The sequence below is a fragment of the Nitrosospira briensis C-128 genome, assembly GCF_000619905.2.
Classification (GTDB): domain Bacteria; phylum Pseudomonadota; class Gammaproteobacteria; order Burkholderiales; family Nitrosomonadaceae; genus Nitrosospira; species Nitrosospira briensis.
The window spans coordinates 437150-456920 of the sequence record NZ_CP012371.1; the positions used below are offsets into that span (position 1 = coordinate 437150).

Below are 19771 nucleotides of genomic sequence, written 5' to 3' on the forward strand. Positions count from 1 at the left end.
TGGTTTACTTCTCTTTAAGGTCCTTCAAATCCGCTTCGGTGGGGGTTATTCCCGTATACGGGAATAACCCCCACCCTCGCCAAAAGGTGTTTTTTGTTTGCTGTTCCCGAACACGGGAATCACATTTTCTATACCTCAAGCTCATCAGTTAAGAAGGAAATTACCCCTCTATTCTCGGGTTCAAATAATTCGTATTGAGGCAGAATTAATTGTGAAGCCATCCTTGACTAGATAGTGCTTCGTTTCTTTACAGGCTCACGCCCCCTGCGTGGGCCTCTTTTTCGTCCATAATCAACCTACAAGAAAAAAATACTATGTCCTACCTGACAAGACTTGAGCATCGTATAGCTCACATAGATAAACTGATGAATACTCCAGATAAGGTAGAGTGGGCGGAATGCGCCAGATTACTTGCAATGAATGTCGCCCATTACCCAATGGGTTACGGCGAATTGCCATTGGACAAAACGTTAGCAGTGACTGATCCGGTGGCTCTCGTTCCAGCTTCCCGGCCGCTGTGATCCATAACGCATTGGGAGTGGGAGGCGCCTGATCGACCACCGTATGGCCCATCTGCGGCATGCCCGCCTCGCGAGGGATATCGACGATCATCGTGGAGAACTGCACGAACGCCCGATTGTTATTCGTTGAATCAGAACGCCAGCCAACCGCTCAGGAACAACGTATCGTTGCCGGTCGCATTGCGACCCGAACCGTCGTAATTGCGAATACCTCCATTGAACTGAAAATAGTGAACGTACTGCGCTGCAAGTCGTACGTTCGCTAATGTACTTAAGGTTGAGGTAGTTTTGCCAAAAGGAACGTAGCTCAGCTCAGCAGTGAATGCTTGATTATTCGGCTTGCCCGACCGGCTGCCGCTGATGGGGTCAGTAGAGAAATATATGACATTATCCGCTGTTCCCGAAGTTTGGCCATAATGCAAGCTAAGGCTATAGGTTTGCTGGTATGTATACGCGGCTCTGACGCGGACCGTATCAAGGCTGCTGTGCTTCTTTTCTGCCAGTCCTAACGCCATGCTGGCATTCATGTTCCGATTCTCCCGAATGTAAGTGGCAGTGAGTTCGAAGATATGCCTGAGATTTGCCAGATACTGATAGGTAGCATCAAACCCAAAATCAGTATACTGGTCGGTGCCGGCTCCTTGCATTCGCTGCGGATTTACATTTGCTCTCATGCCAAAAGAGCCGATTGCGCCGTAGTGTCCCTGATGATTGTGCTGTAGCGCAACACGCCAGTAAGGCGCGCCGCCGTCGATTTTATTTTGCTCGGGGTCGAACGTATTCACCGTTTGCTGCACATTTTTGGGAAGACTGGCATAGCCACCACTTTCAACGTATAGAAGGTTATTCCACATCATATAGGCGGTTACGCCACCGACCTGACCGGCCAGCGACTCGATCAGTGTTCCTGCGGCCGGGGTCGGCGCCAGGGCCGACGACGTTGCCGGCAAACTCCATGCGGGCGTAGTGTTCCAGAGATCTGAAACAGTAGGGGAGTTATTCGCGGATATGCCATAAACAAATTGCTGACTTCCTAGGCTTGCTTGATCTGCAAAACGAATGTCGGTGTTATCGAGAATCAGATTTTTTCTTTCCACACCATCAAAAGTCGTTTGCACAAAAGCGCCCACCTTGGATGTAACACGACCGGCGTAAAAAATAGAAGCTTCGTCCATGGCGGCATTATTATTGGAACCGAAGTGATCAGCCGCACCGCCAGGCTGGCCTCTTTGGGTATGCGTGAACGACCCTTGGACCATGGCGGCGAGTGGAATCAGTTTCGTATTATTACCGGAAGACATTGTGTAGCCCGTCAGTTTGAAATTTCTGCCGAAAGGCGTAAGGTTGGGTCCAAAGGCCTGTAAATGACAGGTGATGCAGGGCATGCCAGTCTGACGGGCAAAGCTGGGCAAAGCCTTGACTTCAACGCTGGCAAGGAACATCACTAACAGGACTAGAACTTTGGGGATTACTGTCCTTGATGCAATCATGGCTTTATCAAATTTGAAGTGCGACACCGATGTAATGGTAGCCGTATCGGGAAACGGTCGGGAAACGTCAAATGTCGCCCGACCATCGGCTCAATCACCACCCCTAAGCTAAGATGCGTGGAATCCCGTTTTATATCTAAATCAATCTCTGGGGCACGGTCTTTACTTGGAGACTGAGTCCGTTACCCTTTAGGTCAGAGGCTGTATAGAGGCTGTTACGTGCAACTCCTGATCACTGATAATCTCAAGGAAGCCGACAGTGAGAGGTATGGAAGAGCCAGGTACTCCGCCGTAAAGCAACTCAGCGATACGACAGCAATCGTCCATTGTTGCGGCACCTGCAAGCAAGATATCTTTCCATTCACGGAAGTTTGACGTCTGTGCGGTACCCCATATATGGAGTTCAATGAGAACACTTAGACAACAGTGCCGATAAGATGGCCAGCAAGTGCGCTACCACCCATTGCTGCCGCTCCCCAGAAGGTGACTCGCGCTGCCCCGCGGAGAACTGAGGCGCCGCCCAGGTGCGCAGCCAAGGCCCCGAGAATTGCCAGCAGGATCAAGCAGCTTCCGACAACCAATGAGTTTAGGTGAGCTATCGGAATAAACCAGACCAGAAGAACGGGTAGAACCGCCCCTGCTGAAAATGCCAGCGCAGAGGCCAGGGCGGCTTGAAGAGGCCGGGCTCGGGTCGTCTCCGAAATCCCGAGTTCATCCCGGGAGTGGGCGTTAAGCGCATCATGAGCCATGAGCTGACCAGCGACCTGGTCGGCGAGATCGGAAGTCAGCCCGCGAGCTTCGTAGATGCCGGCCAATTCGGCGCGCTCGCGCTCCGGGTCAGAGGCCAGTTCGCGACGTTCGCGAGCAAGATCGGCGCATTCGGCGTCGGCCTGCGAACTAACTGAAACATACTCGCCGGCGGCCATGGAGAGAGCACCAGCGACCAACCCGGCCAAAGCAGCGAGGAGAACCGGCTCGCGACCAGCTTGGGCAGCCGCAACGCCCACCACGAGGCTGCTGGTCGAGATGAGACCATCATTGGCGCCGAGCACAGCGGCTCGAAGCCACCCGATACGCTCCGTATGATGGAATTCAGAGTGCATCATGAAAGAATAAGATGAGGCCTGCCGCCACCTGACGAGGCTGTAGGAGAATCATTTCAAATGCATCTTGCCGTGATCACCGATTTACATCAGTACAGTATCAGTATCAGCATCAGCTATCGGCCTTACGATGACAGATCTCATAACGCTAAAAACACACCCGATACTGTCCCGGTTTTCTTACAGCTCGCTTGCAACTGTTGATTTTGATGATATGCCAGCGCTATCCACTTCCACCGGTCCAGATTAACGTGTGGGTGCAACAAATCCGGAGCACGCGTTTATCGTCTTAAGAACGGCAAGACCGCGGAAGCACTCGATCAGGGACAGGTATTGACCAAACCGCAACACGGGCCTGGTCCCACAAAGTGACATTGGCAAAACGCCTCAACCATTCAAGATACAGGAAATACCATCTTTCCTTTCCCGTTCTCCTGTTTTCTTCTGTAACAAGACGTTACGGAAGGGTTATCCCGGCTATCGCAATACCTTTTGCTACTTTCTATTCGATATACCCCTGCAAATAGAGCTTCTCCCCGATTTTCTCAGTGAAAATCAGCATCCAGGACAATGCGATAGCGCGCCTTGCCAGCCGCAAGATGCTCGATCGCATCGTTCACTTTACTTAGCGGAAAGTGTTCGACTTGCGGCGCGATATCGTGCCGCGCGGCAAAATCCAGCATGGATGACATTATCGCGGGGGCGCCCGTCGGCGATCCGGAAACGCTTTTCTGGCCAAAGATCAGGTCAAATGCCGGAATGGGCATCGGTTCCAGTACAGCACCCACGACATGCATGCGGCCATTCGGCTTCAATGTCTTTAGCAGCGCGCTCCAATCGAGCGGAATGTTGACGGTGACGAGCAGAAAATCAAGTGTATTGGCCGCCTTGAGAATATCGGCGCCGTCGCGGCTCGATACTATGCGATGCGTACCCAGTTTCCGTAGCTCGTCAGCCTTCGACGAATTCGAGGTAAACGCCGTGACCTCGCAACCCCAGGCATTGGCAAATCGTATGGCCATATGGCCGAGGCCGCCGATACCTACGACGCCCACTCGATCCGTTGGCTTGACGCCATAAATGACCAGTGGCGCAAACACCGTGACTCCCCCGCACAGCAGCGGACCGGCGGAAGAAATATCGAGCGCATCAGGCAAAGGAATTGCCCAGGCCCAATGCGAACGTACTCTTTCTGCGAAGCCGCCATGGTGCCCTATGATGGTCGCGCCCGCTTCCGCACAAAGATTGTTGTTGCCGGTCATGCACTGGTGGCAATGCATGCAACTACTGCTATTCCAGCCCACGCCCACACGCTGGCCCATCCGTAAGCCTTTCGCATGTTGGCCCAACGCCACGACCCGGCCTACCGCTTCATGGCCCGGTACGACCGGATATTGGGATAGTCCCCAATCATTATTCAAAATCGACAGATCAGAGTGGCAGAGGCCACAATACTCGACAGCGATCTCCACTTCTTCCGGACCCAAGGGACCGGGATTGTATGAAAATGGCTCCAGCTTCTGTTTTGCACCGTGCGCGGCCCATCCACGAATATCCATTGATTGCTCTCCTCGGTTGAATTCCTGCATCAGCGGTTCTATTCATGCTGCCTGGCGATAATGCTTTTTAGCCGCTGCGTGTGCATCAGATACTATTGCTTTTCGTTTCCAGCAAGAATAAACCACCGATACCGTACTGTCCAATTGGATCGATCCATGTCGAGTCGAAATTCCCGCATTTCGTCCCTTCAAAATCTTCGGCAATATAGTTCTCATACCGATAGCGCCGGCGATCATTCACACCGTAGTGCGCTCACTCAAAAAAAACTACCCCCGCCATTAATGTGTGCAAGGTTACCCTGTTACAGTTCGTCCAACATCGACGGGCGTCGGGAACGACCAAACGACAATTCGAGGAAAACGCTATCATTCCAATTTCTCCTTATCCAGTACAGTGACTATCGCGCCGGGTTGCAGAGAGGCAACGATTCAGTTCAGAAATCAGGTAAAAGATCGAACAAATGACAAACACAGCAACGAAGGGCACAAGTTCTCCAGTTGATATATATTGGCTTGCCGCCAGCCATCTCTCTCTCATTGATGAGGACTGGTCACGACTGATAAAATCGGTGGGGCCATGCATGCATCAGCCAGAACCAGCGCGTGAGCCTTACGAAGCACTGGTGAGAGCGGTGGCATACCAGCAGTTGCACGCTCGGGCGGCCGACGCCATTATCGGCAGATTTCTGGATTTGTACCCCGAAGATGCATTTCCCAGTCCGGCCCAAATATTGGCATCCCAATTTGAAGAACTTCGTTTGTGCGGTTTTTCGACCCGCAAGATCAGCACGATAAGAAGCGTTGCTGAAGGCGCATTGAGCGGCCTTGTACCAACTCGCGATATCGCGGGCGAAATGTCCAACGATGAGCTCATCGCCCGCCTTGTAGCGCTGCCGGGTATTGGCCGCTGGACGGTCGAGATGCTGCTCATCTACACGCTCGACCGTATCGATGTATTGCCGGCCGATGATTTTGGCGTGCGCGAGGGCTACCGGTTCCTGAAAACTCTTGATACTATTCCCACTCGCAAAGCGATGGAAACAGCCGGCATGCTCTGCAGCCCTTATCGAACGGTGGCATCCTGGTATTTATGGCGTGTCCCCTCACTGCCTGGCTATACAAAAATTAAGAAGAGGATGAAGAAAGGGTAGCGAGTCTGGTATATCCGGGCAATTTGCCGGATTAAACCGGTTAATGCCGATATTTTGCTGCGCTTCAGGCAATTTTCGCGGTTCAAAGCAGCATTTTCATCGCGTCGCGCTCGGCTGGTTTAGAATGCGCCTTGCGAAAACTCCCACTGGACCTGAGGAACCGCTGAGTACGTCTCCGCGGAGTACAACGCGCTCGCCGATAGCTCATTAGATCCTCATTGAATTCAGAGCGCGAGCAAATTCGTTTTGCTCCCTTTTTACCGGAGAAACAGATGTTGTTTGAGCGCGTCAAGTCCCTGGATCACATACTTGAGTCAGCACGCACGAGGGGACTCAAGCGCCAGCTCGGGGCCTTCGACCTTACCATGCTTGGTATCGGCGCTATTATCGGCACCGGCATTTTCGTGCTGACATCGGTTGCTGCAGATAAAGCCGGGCCAGGCATGATGTTTTCGTTTGTCATTGCCGGTTTTGTCTGCGCACTGGCAGCGCTGGTGTATTCCGAGATCGCATCGATGGTGCCCGTTGCGGGATCCGCATATACCTATTCCTATGCGGTATTTGGAGAGTTGGCGGCATGGATGGTGGGTTGGGCGCTTATTCTGGAATATGCAGTCGCAGCCGCCGCGGTTGCCGTCGGGTGGTCCGGCTATATCAATGGCTTTCTCCATGAGATAGGGTATGGGTTGCCCATGGCTTTGACCGCGGGGCCTTATGATTTTATTGTTCTTGCAACTGAAACGGATACAGGCGCAATAGCGAACACAACCTCCGCAGGCGGTTTCAATCTGCTGGCATTCCTGATCTCGCTTTTCGTTACGATTCTCCTGATCATAGGCACTTCAAAGAGTGCCAGATTCACAGCTATTCTTGTCATCGTAAAAATAGTTGCGCTCATGGCCTTTATCATTCTCGCCCTGCCCGCCGTCAATGCCGCCAACTTTGAACCTATGCTGCCCAATGGCTGGGGTACACCGCTTTCCGGTGTGGGCGTACTCGGCGCCGCCGCGTCCATCTTTTTTGCCTATATCGGGTTTGATGCCGTCTCGACGGCGGCGGAAGAAACCACCAATCCCAACCGTAACGTACCCATTGGGCTCATAGGTTCATTGACGATATGCACGGTTTTTTACCTGATCGTCGCATATGCCGCAGTGGGCGCTGTCGGCGCCCAGCCAGGTGCCGAGCTATCCTTATCCAAGGAACCCCTGGCTTTTGTGTTACGTGAGGTAGGTTACCCGGTAGTCGGCAATTGGGTGGCTTCTGCCGCCATCGTCGCCCTGCCCTCTGTGGTGCTGATGATGATTTATGGGCAAACCCGCGTTCTGTTTACCATGTCGCACGACGGGCTTATGCCGAAATTCTTTTCCCATGTGCATAAGCGTTTTCATACCCCGCATGTCGTCACCCTGGTCACAGGTATCGCCGTAGCGTTCTTCGCTGCGATGTTCCCGGTCGGAATGCTGGCGGATGTCTCGAACTCCGGCACCCTCTTCGCATTTTTCATGGTGGCGCTGGGCGTGATGATCCTGCGCCGCCGCGAACCTGAGCGGCACAGACCGTTCAAAACACCGATGATCTGGATCGTCGGCCCGCTGGCCATGGCAGGATGCGCGCTGCTATTCGTCAGCCTGGGCTGGAATACGATAAGACTGTTTTTGTACTGGGCCTTGACCGGCCTCATCGTTTATTTCGCTTATGCCCGCAAACACAGCCATTTGGGAAAACAGCAGGCGGGCGGTTGATGCGCGTATATCCGCATCGATCAGCTTGGCGTTCTGTTCGTCGCAACTGAATCTCACATTGCGCAACCCTGCTTATGCGTGCCTGAATCCGGGCCTTACCGTTTCAGCTTTGCAAATGCCGTCGTTTGAAGCCGCTTCCCCCATGTCCGACCACAAGCAAGGCAAGGGCGGCTGATTCAGAATTCGCGTCGAATTGCGCAGACTCCGGGAGGTGGTACCGGAACTGATCCATCCCTTGCTCGGTACTGCTCAACGAAGTTATTCGTATGGAACCGACGCCATTGGCGCTGCTGACGCCAAAGAACCGGTCTTCCGCCGTTTGACCCGCGAATAATCCATCTCCCATCGCGGATGGGCCGATCGCTCCCAGCAAATTATTTGATGCATCGAAAGCTTCAAAAAGCACGCTTTTAAAACCGCCCCGAATGTTGGCAAGTCCCATGTCAGTCCATATCAAACCGGCATCGGTAGGTAGCTCGCCGAGTAATTCCTTACTGAACGAGAATGTCAGGATCGAGTCGCCGTCTGCATACCATGTATTACGCAAAGCGTGCGAATTATCTGTCGAGCCATCTTCTGCTTCGGCCGGCGCGGCCTGGCCGGCAGGCTGCAACACCATTCCATGCGGTGCCAGGGCGTTGAAAGTATCCAGGATACCGTTCTCGAAATCTTCAAGGTGAAAATACGCGAATGAAGCGCGGGCAAAACGGCTGGCTGCGAAGGACTGATAATGAACAGGACCTATCAGCGTAGCATTTTCCCCCAGCGGTTCCGCTAACACCGCCACCACTGATAACGCCGCACTCAAGTTTTCCATATGACGTTCATCTTATAAAATTGGTGCTTGCTATCTCGAAGCGAAAAGTAAAGTCATAATTTTTGGTTGGCGTAATAAAACATTATCTTACCCCGCATTAATCATTTGACCATCGGACCAAGGTACTAGCATGATGGGATGATCTGGCTGCGAAAATCATCGTCAATACACTGCTCTTGTTTCATGATAGCTTCAAAATGACGAGACGTTTGCGCGATAGCAATACTGAGGTTTGAATGCTTCTGTTTGCCTGAGAAATTCTTGATCGCGAAATCGTGATTACCTGCGATTGCCACCTCTACCGGGCTCTCTAAACGCGGTGTACTGGATTGCCATAGTCCAGTAATCGTATCCGAGTCGTACCGCGCTTTGCAGCACCCCTACCCCAATGCAAGAGCTATCGAGTTTCCGCAGAACTATCTGTCGCCATTGAACTCGGGCCGGTAATCAGCAGTCCTATCATCCTTGATACGGTAAGACTCTGCTGAATGAGAGAATCTTGCTCATCATATTCGGCCGGTGTTCGAACTGCGCTGCCCCTTCTTTCCTGATCAAGGTTTCGGCGAGACCGGAGATCCCAAGTCTACCCGTATATCCTTCGCCCTTTATATATCCTGCTCCCTTCGAATAGATCAACCCAGGCTTTCAATCCCGAAAGGCAGTTATCGCCAAAATCGTAAATAATTCTTATGGGAAACTTCCAACAGCTATGACAGACAGTTCCACGAGTTCCATCTTCCCTGATGATTCAGATGGCGAATGGTGGAAAAAAACCACCGTTTACCAGATCTACCCACGCTCCTTCTTCGACACCAATGGCGACGGCATCGGAGATATACCGGGTGTTATCGAAAAACTTGATTACCTTAAAGACCTCGGTTACGAAACAATCTGGATTTCTCCCTTTACGGAAAGTCCCCAAAGAGATTTCGGCTACGATATCAGCGACTATTTTTCCATTTCTCCACAGTATGGCGATATGGCGCTTTTTGAAAAGCTGGTGCAAGAGGTGCATCGTAGGAAAATGAAGCTCGTATTCGACCTGGTGCTGAACCACACCTCCAATGAGCATTCCTGGTTCAAGGAATCGGCAAGCTCACGCGACAACCCCAAAGCGGATTGGTATATCTGGAAAGATGGGAAAGGCAGGAATGGCATGAAGCCGCCCAACAACTGGCGCGCCATGGCCGGCAACAGAGCCTGGACCTATTACCCCGAACGGAAACAGTTCAATTACACGGCTTTTCTCCCTTTTCAGCCCGACTTGAACTATCACAATCCCGAAGTCAAGCAAGCCATGTTCGATGTCGTCCGGTTCTGGCTGAAAAAAGGGGTAGACGGCTTTCGGCTGGATATCATAAGCGCTATCTATGAAGACGCCAAACTCTGCAACAATCCGCCCAGTTTTCGATTGACCCCGTCGGACGAATCATTGTCCATTTTTTTTCAAAATCTGAAAAACAATTTTCTCCATGAAAAAAGCTTCGAATTTGCTACGGAGTTAAGAAGCGTAGTGGACGAGTTCGATAATCCCAGAAGAGTCTTGATAGGGGAATCGCATGGGGACGAAGCGCTGATCAACCAGTTCTGCTATCACAACGGCAAGAATGGCTTGAACGCCATCTTCCTTTTCAAGGCTATTTCAACGCCGTTCAAGGCGGAAAATTACCGTCAAATGCTGCTGACATTTGAAGAGCATTTTCCCGAGCCCCTGATACCCACGCTCGTCTTTGCCAATCATGACCGCACACGCACCATCAGCCGTTTGGGTGGAAGTGTAGCAAAGGCTAAATTGCTGGCGCTATTTCAATTCACATGCAGAGGCATTCCTTTCACCTATTTCGGGGATGAAATCGGCATCCCCAGAGTGAGAATTCCGCTAAAACAAGGAAAAGACGCTATTGCCATTCAGCATAACTGGGTTCCGCAGTTCCTGGTGGATAAGAGCGCTGAAATTCTCAATCGCGACGAATGCCGCACGCCGATGCTATGGAACGAAAAACCGAATGCCGGTTTCTGTGCCGATTCAGTAAAGCCGTGGCTGCCAATCGCCGGAAATTTCAAGGAAATAAATGTTGACAGGCAGATGGCGGATTCCGATTCACTCTTTAATTTTTATAAAAAAGTGATTCACCTTCGAAACGAAACGCCCGCGCTACATGCGGGAAGTCTCGAGATTGCGCACGATTTATGCAATAAAAAAATTCTCGCATACGATCGCATTTTCGGCGAAAAAAAATATAGGGTAGTACTGAATATGTCCCGGTACGCGCAAAAAAACCCGATAAACCATTCCAGAATACTGCTTTCGACACATCTTCAAAGCGACGCATACCAATTACAGCCTTTTGAAGGACGAGTGGTATTGTTGGGCTAGCTTCCTTAGACTAGAATCGGCCACTAATTTCAACTTTCTCTTACAAATTAGAAATAAGGAGCCAGCATTGATCATGCCGTCGTTCTCGTCCTTGAAGCGAACCATAACTTCTGTCATTGCCGTTGCAGGCTTGACACTACCGCTAATCGCCTTGGCAGGCCCGACAAACGTGCCCTTGAAGGCTAGCGTGGTAACGCAGGAAAAAATGGGGCTCAATCCAGACTGCCCCTCCGGATTCGGCGGCACGACGACCGGCACAGGTAAAAGTACGCAAATGGGCAAGATTTTGTTTGCAGCGAGCGATTGCATTACGCCGGTGGACAATCATTACGCGTTCATCGGCAAATTGACGATCACCGCGGCAAATGGCGATAAGCTTAGCGGTGACTATAGCGGTTCTCTTGTTCCGACAGATACGGTACCCGTATATTCCTTTTCCAATGCAACGTTTCAGATCACAGGCGGAACGGGGCAGTATTCAAAAGCAAACGGGAGCGTGGAATTACAGGGAAGCCAGGATATCAAGACCGGCAAGGGAAAACTGGAGGCAGACGGAACCATCTCCTATTGATGCAAACGCCTGTTCAGCTTACTCCCACGCCACATCCACACCCGCACCTGAAATCGCAGCATGCTGGCACAGCGCAAGCAGTCAACTGCCAGATTTGGGTTTAAGGGTTTCCAAACGGCTGGGGTGCTGAAAGCGCCTGCGCAACATGCGTTTCTTACGGACAGGTTTGAGCAGCAATGATAAGCAGAACACCAAGGCGCTAAACAGGACAATGGCGGCGCCAGAGGCAATATTCAGGATATAACTCAGATACATTCCGGTAACGCCCGTAACAGCCCCTATCAGAACCGAATAAATCAGCATGCGGCTGAAGCTGTCCGTCATCATTCGGGCCGTCATTGCAGGCGCAATAAGCGTGGCGGCAATCATGGTAACGCCGACTACGTTCATGGACGCGATGATCGAAAGCGTGAGGAGAATCGAAAACGCCAATTGAACAGTACCTGTTTTGATACCGAATATTCGCGCCGCTTCGTTATCGAACGTGGAAAAGAGCAATGGCCTATACATGAAAAACATCGAGATCATGGCCGCAACGGTCACCAACCCGATAACCACTAAATCCTGGTCGGTTATGCCCAGAATATTACCGAACAGAGCCGCCTCGAAGCTCTGATTAAAACTGCGCGACTTGCTGACGATAGCCACACCCAGGGCGAACATCGCGGTGGTGACAATCCCGATGGCGGCGTCCGGCTTGATCTTGTTATTTTTTGTGATCTGGTTGATGACTACCGCGGCCAGCAGGCCCATGGCCCCTGCACCGGCATAAAAATTAAGATTTAGCGTAAACCCTACCACTGCACCGCCAAATGCCGCATGCGACAATCCATGACCCACGTAACTCATGCCGCGCAGTATTACGTATACGCCTATCAAGCCGCATAAGGCGCCTACCATCAGTCCAGCCAGAAGGCCGTGCCGAAAAAATTCATACTCCAGCGGCTCTAGAAGGAATAGAAGAAATTCCATTACCGGCCTTCACCCATGAGGTTTAGCGGCGTGCTGTTGGCGATGAGGAAGTACCCGTTGTGCTTCACTATGACGATATCGCCGCCATAGGTTTTCGTAAGGATTTCGTTGGTGAAAATATCGCGTGGCTGGCCTTGCGCCACCACGCCGTTGTTGAAGCAGATTACCCAAGGCAGGTGTGAAGCCACCGCATTGAGGTCATGCGTTGTCAGCAAAATGGTGATGCCTTCGCTGTTGATATCGCTTAGCAGATGCAATATTTCATGCTGGGTTTTGATATCGACACCCGAGGTGGGCTCATCCAGCACCAGAAGCTTCGGGTTATTGACCAGCGCACGTCCGAGAAATGCGCGCTGGCGCTGGCCACCGGAAATATTCACGATATGGTGGTGCAGACAACCATAAATGCCGAGTCTGTGGGCCAGTTCATGAATGCGCTCACGCTCTTCCTTGCTGGACCAGGGCAAGATGCGCTTGCTGGTATAGAGGCCCATCATGATCACTTCTTCCACCGTGACGGGGAAGCTCCAATCCACGCTTCCCAACTGTGGCACATAACCTATGGTGCCCGGCTTCACGTTCCCTATGCAATCCCCGTTCAATTGCACATTGCCTGAGTCGGCGGGATGCGTTCCCAGAATGGTTTTCAGCAGCGTTGTCTTGCCGCATCCGGTGGGACCCACAATGCCGGCAAACCGACCCGCAGGAATTTCCAGCGAAAGATTTGCAAACACCACATTGTGTTCATAGGCAGCGGTAACACCGCCCAGCCTGACCGCGAGATTTGGCCGCAGCCCAGGGGTTGACTCGGGGATCCCAGGGATTGGCTCAGGGATTGATATTGCTTGTGTCGACATTTGCGATGCAAGCAGGATCGCCGCCTAGTGATTCGGCCATGAGGCCCATGTTATTCGCCATCATGCCTATAAAAGAGTTATTGGGCGGAGCAGGCAGTTCGTCGTCGGAAAGCTGATCAATGAACTTTACGCCGGTTTCACGCGCGATTTGCTCCATGACCTTGCTGGGAAAAACCTCGGAGCCAAAAATGGCGGGCACCTTTTCCTTTTTTATCTGCTTGATGATACGAATGACTTCTTGCGGACCCGGCTCGGAAAAATCTGAAGGCTGAATGGCTGCAATAACTTTCATGCCGTAGCGAGGGGCGAAATAAGCAAACGAATCATGATAGGTGACCAGTTTGCGGTTCTTCTCCGGAATGGTCCCGACGCAATTAAAGATTGCATTGTCCAATTTCTGGAGCTTTGCCAGATAGACCGATGTGTTCGCAAGATAATCTCCCTTATGCGCCGGATCCAGCTCAATCAATTTGTCCCGGACGAGTTCCGCATAACGCATCGCCAATGCAATATTCGGCCACAGATGCGGATTGGGATGCCCATACTCGCGGGGAAAACTGAAATCATACCGCCACTCCTCCTTTCGCAATGCGTGATTACCCAGCCGCAGGATAGGGGTTTTTGCTTTTTTCACCTTTTCCGCCAGCTTCACGGTGGGTAGTTCAAGGTCCAGACCATTTACGATGATGATATCGGCCGACTGCAATATTTTCGCATCCGTGGGAACAGGCTCAAAGGTATGCGAATCGGTTCCATCGGGAACGATGCCAATTACTTCGGTATAAGCACCGCCGACATTCTGGACAATATTTGTGATAGGAGCGACGGTAGTGACAACATTGATTTTTTTATTCGAGTTTGAGGAATGGACTGTGCTGGATGAAGCCAGAATTAGCAGAAACGATAAAAATTTGATGGCAAGACGGATCGATCCATTCATGGAAATTCCCAATTTTTCAGGATATCGAGTGACTTGCTAGTTTAACTTTTCATGATGGATATGAATAGTTATAAATATTTCATACACCGGGAAACAGGGAGTTACAATGCTTGACATAAAAATCGCTGCCATGATTTAATGTATGAAGATTTACAAAATATTCATACAACTTGCTCTAATTCAGCTTCAAGCATTTCCTGGCAGGGGATGCCACAAAAACAAGTAAATATTTGCGAGAGTTCGCAAATGCCTGTCACGAAACCTGGTCAACGCACTCATCCGGGCATACATTGCGTTTCACATAGCGCGCACGCTCGGGAAACATCTGCTTTAGCTAACCTCATTTCCTGCAACTTGCGATCCTGCCAGCGACATTGCCTTGGTGCGGCATGGGTATGTTGATCGCACGCTTATTCCTGTCGGTTTTACTTCTTTTTTTCAGTAGCGGCAGTGCTTACGCAGAGCAGGCCGCGGATGCCGCTACCGTCAAACCTGAAACCTCGTCGAAACACGAGGTATCTGTAGTCAAGCTGAAGGAGGTCGTAGTACTGGGAAAAGAACGTGGCACCAATCTTATCAGCGAAACCCAGTCCGCATCGCAGGGGTTTATCGGTCAAGAGCAGATTAAAAATCGTGCGCTTTCACGGGCAGGTGAAATCGTCGAGTTCATTCCCGGCATGATTGCCACCCAGCATAGTGGCGATGGTAAAGCCAATCAGTATTTCCTGCGGGGATTCAATCTTGACCATGGTACCGATTTCGCTACGTTTGTGGACGGTGTGCCGATTAATCTGCCTAGCCATGCCCACGGGCAGGGTTATATGGATCTGAACGGTCTTATTCCGGAATTGGTAGACAATGTTCAATATGGAAAGGGTCCTTACTATGCGGATCAGGGCGATTTTTCCGCAGCCGGACATGCCAAGATGACAACCTTCAACGCCCTCCCTCAAGGTTTTGCCAAGTTCACGGGTGGATCATTCGGCTTTTACCGCGGGGTGGCAGCCAATTCAAACCGAATGGGGGATGGTCATCTGCTCTATGCAGTCGATGCGAATACTTATGATGGTCCCTGGGTATTGGCCGAACATGCTCTGAAGTTCAACGGTATGCTCAAATACAGTCTCGACAAAGGTAACTGGGGTATGAGTGTAGGCGTTAAGGCATACCATGCTGACTGGCGCGCAACCAATCAGATACCGCTGTTTGCGGTTAATGACGGCTCGATAAACCGCTTCGGCAACATAGACCCCACCGATAACGGGAAAACCGGGCGTTATACGCTTCATGGTAACTGGTGGCAAAAAGAGAAGGACTACCGGCGGGATGCATCTTTTTATCTGGTTAAATACGACCTTGATCTTACCTCCAATTTCAGCGGCTTTATCAACTCGGTCACCGACAATATCGTACTTCCGGGAGGAATAATCCCAAGTGACCAGATGAATCAAAGGGAATCCCGCATCTATTTCGGCGGCAGGGCCGAGCAAAGCTGGTTCAACAAGGTGGCCGGTTTCGATATGATTAATACGCTAGGCGTGCAGGTACGTAATGACATGAATCGCGTGCTGCTGAACAACTCGAACCGGGGAGTCGTTTATCATAATGTGAGCAGGGATCAGGTCACGGAAACCAGTATCGGCCTATATCTGCAAAACCAAACTTACTGGTTGCCCAAACTCAGGACTATTGCAGGCCTGCGTGGAGATATATTCAATTTCGACGTACATGCCTTCACCGTCCCGCAAAATTCCGGTAACAAGACCGACGGGTTGTTCAGCCCCAAGCTGAGCGTTATTCTCGGCCCTTGGTACGACTCCGAAATTTACCTTAATGCCGGCGAAGGCTACCATTCCAACGATGCCCGTGGCGTAACCGCAACTGTAAATACCAATCAAATAGGCAACAATAATTTTGCGCCTCAATTGGCCGCCAATGGGTTGGTGCGGGCAAGGGGCGCAGAAGTCGGTTTCCGTACCGAAGCCATCAAAGGATTGAAATCCACCCTGGCAATCTGGTATTTGCATTCGGCCTCGGAACTGGTATTTAGCGGCGATGCAGGCACCACGGAAATGAGCGGCGCAAGCACCCGCTACGGTATTGAGTGGGCCAATTTCTACAAACCCGTTAATTGGCTGACCCTGGATGCCGATTTTTCGCTTACTCATGCACGCTATGACCAGGCTCAGCTAAATCAGGCCAGCGATCCTGCAAACCAGGCATATGGATTTCATATTCCTAATGCGGTAGGGCGTACGATCAGCGCGGGTGCAACCCTGAATTTACCCTATAATTTCTTTACTACCCTTCGTGTGCGCCATTTTGGCAATGTGACGGTAGATACAAACAATCCTGTTGCCCCCTATAGCACAACTATCGTCAATCTCTCGACAGGATATGAGATGCGTAGGAAATTTAAAATCCAGCTTGATGTATTAAATTTACTTAACGCCAAAAACTACGATATCGCTTACTATTATGGCTACCAGACGAGTCCGGCGTCCACAGCGAAAGACGGTATTGTGTTCCACCCTATTGAATCGCGTATGTTCCGTGTCAGCTTGATGTATCAATTTTAAAGTTATCGTCTCCTTCTTGAGTAAGGAATATGGAACGACTCACCATATCGCTGGATAACCAGCTCTCCGAACAATTTGACGAATTCATACGCGCGCGCGGCTATACCAATCGCTCGGAGGCGATGCGCGACCTGATACGCGACCAACTGGAGACCGCTCGGCTGGAAAAAGGAGGTGGAGGCCATTGCGTCGCCACGCTCAGCTATATTTACGATCACCACGAAAGCGACCTTGCCAGCCGTGTTACCTCGATACAGCACGATCATCATGACCTTACATTGTCCAGCATGCATGTGCACATGGATCATGATAACTGTCTCGAAGTGGTCATCCTGCGGGGCACGATCCAGAGCGTTAAAGATTTTGCCAATCTTGTCATGGCTACGCGCGGTGTTCGGCATGGCAAGCTGCACATGGTGCCGGTCGAAATCAGGCAAGAGAGACATTCACACGCTTCCGCGCCGCATACTCACAGCAATCCGCTGACCTGATCATTCGATAAGATCAGTTCGCAGTACTGGAAATACACTTGTAATATATCGCCGTCATGTGTGACGAAAAGAACGCCCACCTTCATCGAAATTCGAGCAAACGCTTGTTTCTGAAACTGGTCGCAGCCTCTGCTCTCGGTGCAGGTATTGCCGGGGCAACTGGAAGAACGGCTTTCGCTGCAAAAGTCAAAATGCCGCCCTTGCCTGAAAACGTGATGACGCCCGATGCAGCGTTGGAACGATTAATGGCAGGTAATGCACGTTATGTAGCCGGGCAGTCCACGCCTTTGAATTTCAGCAATGATCGAGCAGCCCTGGTCAGTGGGCAGAATCCCTATGCCAGCATTTTAAGCTGCTCCGATTCGAGGGTTGGTCCGGAGTTCTGTTTTGATGAGCAACGCGGCGATCTGTTCGTGGCTCGGGTGGCCGGTAATTATTTAACCACGGATTTTGTGGCGACTCTCGAGTATGCGGCAGCTGTATTGCATACGCCACTGATCATGGTGCTCGACCACGAAAGCTGTGGCGCTGTCCGGGCAGCCATTGATTCCGTTGACAACAACACCCAGTTTCCCGGACATATTCAATCCATGGCAAGTGCGCTGGCGCCAGCGGTCAGAGCGGCTGCAACCTTGCCAGGCGAGCGCTTTGAGAATGTGGTTAAAATGAACGTCATTCGCAATGTGGACAAACTGAGAAAACAACCGCCGATTTTGAGCCGCCTGGTCGCGAAAGGAAAAGTTCTTGTAGTGGGCGGCGTATATAGCCTGAAAACGGGAGAGGTTACACTGGTGGCCTGAACGATTTGTATGCGTGAACCTACGGTAAAAAAATCGGAGTGCTTGAACCGGAAGACTTACCCGGGAATTGACTACAAAAACGTGGGCCGGCTAGCAAGTGGATCAATCGACTCTGCTTCTGTTGATTTTCGGAATTGCATGAAAGGATTAGCGATTACGCCGAGCTATTTTTGACCAAAAAACTGATGGCACACGCCATGCGAAAATTTACACTCAGAGGAAATTGAAACGGGGCTTACTCATGAACATGCATCCACTCGATGCATATATGCGGAGAAATAGTCAAATGTTGTGTATGGCAGCTTAATCAAGCGGCAATTCGTTGATGATTTTCTGTCGTTATGACGCTGTTTTTGAACTGGATGCCAGCAATAACTTTGGCGATTAATTCAGATCCTCGCAGCCGATTGTTATGGGGCTATTTACGCCGGTCGCTTTCATTTCGTAATAAGGCATAGGACACGTGATCAGGATGCCTGTTTATTTTCTTTCGCATGGCGGCGGGCCATGGCCATATGTCGAAGGCATGAGGCAGCAGTTCGCCAAGACAGAGCGTGAGTTCAGGGCGCTGCCTGAACGCCCGCCGGCCAAACCGAAAGCGGTGTTGATGGTTACCGGCCACTGGGAAGCCGACGAGTTCACAGTCTCATCGGCGGAATATCCTCCGATGGAGTACGACTACTACGGATTCCCCGCTCATACCTATCACATTAAATACCCTGCGCCGGGTTCCCCCCAGCTTGCTTCAAGAGTGAAAACGTTACTGTCGAATGCCGGCTTTTCCGCAAAGGAAGACTCCGGCCGCGGCTTTGATCATGGGACGTTTGTTCCACTTGCATTGATGTACCCGAACGCAGATATGCCGGTTGTGATGCTATCGCTGAAATCGGGATATGACCCGCAGGAACATATTCGCGCCGGTCAGGCGCTTCAGCCTTTGCGTGACGAGGGAGTACTGATTATCGGCAGCGGCCTGACTTATCACAACATGAGAGGTTTTGGCAGAGATGAATCTACACCGATTGCCGAAGCATTCGAAAACTACCTGAACAATGCGATTGAACAAGGCGATACCAAGGTAAGAAAACGCGCAGGAATCAGAAGTGAGCCAATACCAAATCGCCGTTGTCGCCGGCAGCCTTCGCAAGGACTCATTTAATGAAACCAAGGTTCAAAACCAGTTGCCGTGTTTCATTCCCCTCGTAGGCGCGATCCATCACCAGATGAACTGGCCAGCGGGGCTTGGCCAGGCTGCCGAGCAGCTTGCGTCCCTCCACCGGCAGTGAGCCTGTCCGGGGGACAGCGCAAACGTTATAGCCGTTCGAGCATTCGCGGCAACCATATGAATTTTGGTGGTCCACCCGCCTCTGGATCTGCCGATGGATTGGGGACCATTCTTTTTAATGCCCCGGTGCCGTCCGGATGAACCTTCACAATGGTGCTGTCCAGGGAAACGGCCTCGATCCTGATACGAATGATCTGTGCTCGCTGCAACTGCTCAAACACCTGATCCAGCATACCGCTTTTGCTCCAGCGGTTCATGCGCGTGTAGATAGTATGCCAATTACCGAAGCGTTAGGGCAGACCGTGCCACTTGCAGCCATGCTCGGCCACATACAAAATGGCGTTCAATACGTTCAGATTACTGAGACTGACATTGCCCCGCTGAAGCGGCAGGCAGTGTACGATTCGCTCGTACTGGCTTGAGTGATTTCCATGCCCATAAGTGTACCCGAATACATGCAATATGGTTATTAGAGTTAACAGGTCCTAGCTTCAGGTAGGATTACGTACGCCG

16 protein-coding genes and 1 pseudogene are annotated in these 19771 nt (G+C 51.2%); 9 read left to right on the forward strand and 8 right to left on the reverse strand.

The annotated features are described in order from the left end of the window. Nucleotides 1-365 precede the first annotated feature (365 nt). Nucleotides 366-521 carry a hypothetical protein gene (locus tag F822_RS15105; protein WP_156304326.1) on the forward strand — a complete coding sequence of 52 codons (156 nt, stop codon included), beginning with the start codon at nt 366-368 and terminating at the stop codon, nt 519-521. 131 nt (nt 522-652) lie between these two features. Here F822_RS15105 and F822_RS01995 read toward each other — a convergent pair whose 3' ends face one another. From F822_RS01995 to ahr, 3 genes are all read right to left on the reverse strand, one after another. After that, entirely contained in the window at nt 653-2011 is a 1359-nt protein-coding gene (locus tag F822_RS01995; RefSeq protein WP_025039583.1) for a hypothetical protein, read from the reverse strand. 416 nt (nt 2012-2427) lie between these two features. Next, the gene (locus tag F822_RS02000; RefSeq protein WP_025039582.1) at nt 2428-3117 is read right to left on the reverse strand and encodes a VIT1/CCC1 transporter family protein; all 690 of its coding nucleotides are present in this window, start codon (nt 3115-3117) and stop codon (nt 2428-2430) included. A gap of 542 nt (nt 3118-3659) precedes the next feature. Next, nucleotides 3660-4673, reverse strand: coding sequence for an NADPH-dependent aldehyde reductase Ahr (gene ahr / locus F822_RS02005; protein WP_025039581.1), 1014 nt, complete (start codon nt 4671-4673; stop codon nt 3660-3662). 581 nt (nt 4674-5254) lie between these two features. Here ahr and F822_RS02010 point away from each other — a divergent pair. Continuing rightward, the gene (locus tag F822_RS02010; RefSeq protein WP_231623547.1) at nt 5255-5824 is read left to right on the forward strand and encodes a DNA-3-methyladenine glycosylase family protein; all 570 of its coding nucleotides are present in this window, start codon (nt 5255-5257) and stop codon (nt 5822-5824) included. 272 nt (nt 5825-6096) lie between these two features. Beyond that, entirely contained in the window at nt 6097-7569 is a 1473-nt protein-coding gene (locus F822_RS02015) for an amino acid permease (RefSeq protein WP_025039579.1), read from the forward strand. Nucleotides 7570-7672: 103 nt separating this feature from the next. Here the strand turns inward: F822_RS02015 and F822_RS02020 are convergent, their stop codons facing one another. Then, a complete protein-coding gene (locus tag F822_RS02020; protein WP_025039578.1) occupies nt 7673-8386 on the reverse strand; it encodes a hypothetical protein in 714 nt (237 codons plus the stop codon). A gap of 709 nt (nt 8387-9095) precedes the next feature. Between F822_RS02020 and F822_RS02025 the strand changes: the two genes are divergently transcribed. Together F822_RS02025 and F822_RS02030 are read left to right on the forward strand one after the other, a co-directional pair. Continuing rightward, nucleotides 9096-10763, forward strand: a complete 1668-nt coding sequence (locus F822_RS02025; RefSeq protein ID WP_025039577.1) for an alpha-glucosidase — start codon at nt 9096-9098, stop codon at nt 10761-10763. Between the two features lie 73 nt (nt 10764-10836). After that, the gene (locus F822_RS02030) at nt 10837-11334 is read left to right on the forward strand and encodes a hypothetical protein (protein ID WP_025039576.1); all 498 of its coding nucleotides are present in this window, start codon (nt 10837-10839) and stop codon (nt 11332-11334) included. An 81-nt stretch (nt 11335-11415) separates the two neighbouring features. Here F822_RS02030 and F822_RS02035 read toward each other — a convergent pair whose 3' ends face one another. Genes F822_RS02035 through F822_RS02045 form a run of 3 tightly spaced genes read right to left on the reverse strand, consistent with a single transcriptional unit; the run spans nt 11416 to nt 14103 of the window. Next, nucleotides 11416-12306 (reverse strand): metal ABC transporter permease, encoded by an 891-nt coding sequence (locus F822_RS02035; RefSeq protein WP_025039575.1) that lies wholly within the window; start codon nt 12304-12306, stop codon nt 11416-11418. Beyond that, nucleotides 12306-13163, reverse strand: a complete 858-nt coding sequence (locus F822_RS02040) for a metal ABC transporter ATP-binding protein (protein ID WP_051536545.1) — start codon at nt 13161-13163, stop codon at nt 12306-12308. Before F822_RS02040 ends, F822_RS02035 begins: the two co-directional genes overlap by 1 nt. After that, the gene (locus F822_RS02045) at nt 13135-14103 is read right to left on the reverse strand and encodes a metal ABC transporter substrate-binding protein (RefSeq protein ID WP_025039573.1); all 969 of its coding nucleotides are present in this window, start codon (nt 14101-14103) and stop codon (nt 13135-13137) included. Before F822_RS02045 ends, F822_RS02040 begins: the two co-directional genes overlap by 29 nt. 395 nt (nt 14104-14498) lie before the next feature. On the opposite strand from F822_RS02045, the gene F822_RS02050 reads away from it, so the two are divergent. The 4 genes from F822_RS02050 (at nt 14499) to F822_RS02065 (ending at nt 19132) form a co-directional block, all read left to right on the forward strand. Beyond that, the gene (locus F822_RS02050; protein ID WP_051536544.1) at nt 14499-16682 is read left to right on the forward strand and encodes a TonB-dependent receptor; all 2184 of its coding nucleotides are present in this window, start codon (nt 14499-14501) and stop codon (nt 16680-16682) included. A 29-nt stretch (nt 16683-16711) separates the two neighbouring features. Further along, nucleotides 16712-17173, forward strand: coding sequence for a nickel-responsive transcriptional regulator NikR (gene nikR / locus F822_RS02055; protein ID WP_025039571.1), 462 nt, complete (start codon nt 16712-16714; stop codon nt 17171-17173). A 104-nt stretch (nt 17174-17277) separates the two neighbouring features. Further along, nucleotides 17278-17973, forward strand: coding sequence for a carbonic anhydrase (locus F822_RS02060; RefSeq protein ID WP_231623548.1), 696 nt, complete (start codon nt 17278-17280; stop codon nt 17971-17973). A gap of 472 nt (nt 17974-18445) precedes the next feature. Further along, nucleotides 18446-19132, forward strand: a complete 687-nt coding sequence (locus F822_RS02065) for a DODA-type extradiol aromatic ring-opening family dioxygenase (protein ID WP_156304327.1) — start codon at nt 18446-18448, stop codon at nt 19130-19132. On the opposite strand, the pseudogene F822_RS15110 reads toward F822_RS02065, so the two are convergent. Then, a pseudogene (locus F822_RS15110) lies at nt 19131-19719 on the reverse strand (IS5 family transposase); the annotation flags it as partial. The gene F822_RS02065 and the pseudogene F822_RS15110 sit on opposite strands and share 2 nt — an antisense overlap. Nucleotides 19720-19771: the final 52 nt, after the last annotated feature.

Coding starts and splice junctions, on each gene's coding strand:
- F822_RS02015 (WP_025039579.1), top strand. CDS start 6,097: ATGTTGTTTGAGCGCGTCAAGTCCCTGGATCACATACTTGAGTCAGCA.
- F822_RS02025 (WP_025039577.1), top strand. CDS start 9,096: ATGACAGACAGTTCCACGAGTTCCATCTTCCCTGATGATTCAGATGGC.
- F822_RS02030 (WP_025039576.1), top strand. CDS start 10,837: ATGCCGTCGTTCTCGTCCTTGAAGCGAACCATAACTTCTGTCATTGCC.
- F822_RS02050 (WP_051536544.1), top strand. CDS start 14,499: ATGTTGATCGCACGCTTATTCCTGTCGGTTTTACTTCTTTTTTTCAGT.
- F822_RS01995 (WP_025039583.1), bottom strand. CDS start 2,011: ATGATTGCATCAAGGACAGTAATCCCCAAAGTTCTAGTCCTGTTAGTG.
- F822_RS02035 (WP_025039575.1), bottom strand. CDS start 12,306: ATGGAATTTCTTCTATTCCTTCTAGAGCCGCTGGAGTATGAATTTTTT.
- F822_RS02020 (WP_025039578.1), bottom strand. CDS start 8,386: ATGGAAAACTTGAGTGCGGCGTTATCAGTGGTGGCGGTGTTAGCGGAA.
- ahr (WP_025039581.1), bottom strand. CDS start 4,673: ATGGATATTCGTGGATGGGCCGCGCACGGTGCAAAACAGAAGCTGGAG.
- F822_RS02065 (WP_156304327.1), top strand. CDS start 18,446: ATGCCTGTTTATTTTCTTTCGCATGGCGGCGGGCCATGGCCATATGTC.
- F822_RS02000 (WP_025039582.1), bottom strand. CDS start 3,117: ATGATGCACTCTGAATTCCATCATACGGAGCGTATCGGGTGGCTTCGA.
- F822_RS02040 (WP_051536545.1), bottom strand. CDS start 13,163: ATGTCGACACAAGCAATATCAATCCCTGAGCCAATCCCTGGGATCCCC.
- F822_RS15105 (WP_156304326.1), top strand. CDS start 366: ATGAATACTCCAGATAAGGTAGAGTGGGCGGAATGCGCCAGATTACTT.
- nikR (WP_025039571.1), top strand. CDS start 16,712: ATGGAACGACTCACCATATCGCTGGATAACCAGCTCTCCGAACAATTT.
- F822_RS02010 (WP_231623547.1), top strand. CDS start 5,255: ATGCATCAGCCAGAACCAGCGCGTGAGCCTTACGAAGCACTGGTGAGA.
- F822_RS02045 (WP_025039573.1), bottom strand. CDS start 14,103: ATGAATGGATCGATCCGTCTTGCCATCAAATTTTTATCGTTTCTGCTA.